This is a genomic window from Mesorhizobium sp. M7D.F.Ca.US.004.03.1.1, assembly GCF_003998635.1.
Classification (GTDB): domain Bacteria; phylum Pseudomonadota; class Alphaproteobacteria; order Rhizobiales; family Rhizobiaceae; genus Mesorhizobium; species Mesorhizobium loti.
Map to the genome: position 1 here is coordinate 1 of NZ_RZQG01000768.1, position 2,871 is coordinate 2,871.

The following is a 2,871-nucleotide window of genomic DNA, read 5'->3' on the forward strand; positions in this document are numbered from 1 at the left end:
TGCCGCTGGGTCCCGAACCTGCCCTGGCTCGACGGTGTCGATGTCGCGAGACTGTTTCCGGGCCTGCGCATCGCGCTCGGCAATGACGCGCAGATCGCCATGCTCGCGGAAGCCGTCGAAGGCAGTGCGAAAGGCATGTCCGACGCGATCCTGCTGGCGATCGGCACCGGCATCGGTTCCGCCGTGCTGGCCAACAGCCGCATCGTCGCCGGCGCCCGTGGCGGCGCCTGCTCCTTCGGATGGGCCTGCGCCGACACAGAGGATCAAGGCGAGGAGCGCAGCGGCTGGCTGGAGCGCGTCGCCTCCGGCCGGGCGCTCGACGCCCTGGCACAACAGATCGGCTTGGCGGATGGCGGCAGGCTGATCGACGCCGCCCGGGCCGGCGAGAAGGCGGCACTTGCCGCATTGGAGGCGCCGGCGTGTCGGCTCGGTACTGCGCTGGCCGGCGCCGTCGCGCTGCTCGATCCGCAGGCGGTGCTGATCTCCGGCGGCCTGGCGGAGGCGCTGGACATGATCCGGCCGCCGCTGCTTGCCGCGATGCAGCGGCAACTGCCGCCGCATCTCAAGCATATTGTTCTGCGACCGGGTCAATTCGGTTCTCGCGCGGGTCTCGTCGGGGCGGCGCTGGCCGGGCTCGCGGGAAGCGAGTGGAGGCAGGTGCGATGAGCGAAGCAAGCTTTCAGCAACCGGATCGCAGACGACCGGAGCCGCTCTGGTATCAGGTCGAAGAAGCGATCCGCGCCATCGTCAAGAGCGGCGAATGGGCGACGGGCGATCAGATCCCGGCCGAAGACAGGCTGTGCGCCCTGTTCGGGGTCAGCCGCATCACGCTGCGCCACGCCTTGCGCAATCTCGAGGAGGCCGGGCTGCTGCGGCGCGAGCATGGCCGCGGCACCTTCGTGCGCTCGACCACGCTGGTCGCCGGCACCCGCGAGCTGACCAGCTTCACCCAGGAGATGGGCAATATGGGCGTGGTCGCCGGCTCGCGCCTGCTCGATTGCGGCCTGACCACGGCCAATGCCGCGGCGGCCGGTGCGCTGGAGATCGAGGAGGGCGATCCGGTGGTGCGCATCCGGCGCCTGCGACTCGGCAACAGCGAACCGATCGGCATCCAGACGGCGCAGCTCTCGGCCGTGCGCGTGCCTGGTTTCCTCGACGCCGGCTTGCTGCAGGGATCGCTCTACGAGGCGCTGGAGCGCCATTACGGCATCGTGCCGGTGGCGGCGCGCGAGAATTATCGCGTCGGCGCCGTCGGTGCTGCGGATGCCGAATTGCTTGATCTCCCGGTTGGCAGCCCCGCCTTCGTCGTCGAGCGCATCACCACCGACGAGCGCGGTCCGTTCGAATTCACCGTCTCCATCATGCGTGGTGACCGCTACGAAATCCGCTCGACGCTGCGCGCCGGGCGCGTCCCGTCAACCCCAAGAAGCTGATCCATCCCAAGCCGACACTTAAACAGGAGTACCCACGTGTCCGATCTCTACATCCACCGTCTCGCAGCCCTCATCGACCAGGCGGCGAAAACCAACGAAGAAGCCTTCGGCCAGGCCGCCAGCCGCTTTGCCGACACGCTCGAGGGCGGCGGGCTGGTCCATCTCTACGGGTCGGGCCATTCGGTGCTGCCGGTGCAGGAAGTGTTCCCGCGCTACGGCAGCTTTGTCGGCTTCAATCCGCTGACCGACCCGCGCGTGATGTGGCACAACGTGCTCGGCGCCGGCGGCGTGCGCGAATTGCTGTGGCTGGAGCGGACCGAGAAATACGCCGAAAAATTCCTCGACCACCAGCCGCTCAACAAGGGCGATTCGATCATCATCTTCGGTCACAGCGGCCGCAATTCGTCCGGCATCGACACAGCGCTCTATGCCAAGAAGCGCGGCATCTTCGTCGTCGCGGTGACCAGCAAGAACAACCTCGACAAGCCGGCGACGCACTCCTCCGGCAAGCGGCTTGCGGACGCGGCCGACCTCGTCATTGACACCTGTTCGCCGATCGAGGACGCGATCGTGCCGGTCGAAGGCTGGAGCCGTCCGGTCTCGGGTTCGTCGACCGTGCTCGCCATGATCCTGGCGCACGAACTGATCGCCCGCACCGCGGAAGCGCTGTCCAAGCGCGGCATCGAACTGCCGGTCTTCGCCTCGCCGACAATTGCCGGCGTGACGTTGCACGATACCGACGTCATCTACGGCGTCTACCGCGAGCGCATGCTGGAGGCGCAGAAGAAGCACCTGCCGACCTTCCAGGCGACGATGCGCGGCGAATGATCGAATGATGATTGCGATCGGGAGGCGCCGCATGCGCCTCCCGATCGATTGCTACCGTCCCAGCAGGTTGCGGGCCATTTCACGGCCCGACCACGCCCACACACCAGAGAAGCCCGCGCCCGCACGTCAACCGCATTCTTCGCGGCGGCGCGCCTGCCCGCCCGTTGCGCCGGCTTGGATCTCTCGCACTCCTGTCCCCAGCCAATCAGCAGATTCCTGACCTTCGCCGAGATACCCCAGTCACGATCGCCTGATGCTTGCATCGGCGCGCCAGTTGATTTCGGGGCGTCAATAAATAATTTGACGTACGTAATGTTTTTGCGTTGTATTGGGAACTGTGAAAATTTGACTGAATAAGTTCGGTCAAGCATTGCCGCTCCCGGGGCAACGGCCGCATGACTGTTACGGCCGGATCGGTCCGGCAGGCGAATGGGGAAGGGACCGGTATCGATGGCGGAGAAGACGCACCGCACGATGGATGACTTCGCCCAGGCATGTGGAGTGTCACGGCCGACGTTGTCCAAATATTTCGACGATCCCGCGAGCGTGAAGCCGGCGACGCGGGCGCGCATCGAAGCGGCGCTGCGTTCCTCGGACTATCAGCCGAACC

4 protein-coding genes are annotated in these 2,871 nt (G+C 66.3%); all 4 read left to right on the forward strand.

Translation table 11 applies throughout. The features are described 5' to 3' along the window. A partial coding sequence (locus tag EN935_RS29490) for an ROK family protein (RefSeq protein ID WP_164771426.1) occupies nt 1–666 on the forward strand: 666 nt, incomplete at its 5' end. After that, on the forward strand, nt 663–1,433 hold the full coding sequence (locus EN935_RS29495) for a GntR family transcriptional regulator (protein WP_109661848.1): 771 nt from the start codon (nt 663–665) through the stop codon (nt 1,431–1,433). The genes EN935_RS29490 and EN935_RS29495, both read left to right, overlap by 4 nt. Before the next feature lie 36 nt (nt 1,434–1,469). Then, complete coding sequence (locus tag EN935_RS29500; protein WP_109661851.1) at nt 1,470–2,261, forward strand: SIS domain-containing protein; 792 nt, start codon at nt 1,470–1,472, stop codon at nt 2,259–2,261. A gap of 450 nt (nt 2,262–2,711) precedes the next feature. Next, the coding region (locus tag EN935_RS29505) for a LacI family DNA-binding transcriptional regulator (protein WP_164771427.1) at nt 2,712–2,871 on the forward strand (160 nt) is incomplete at its 3' end.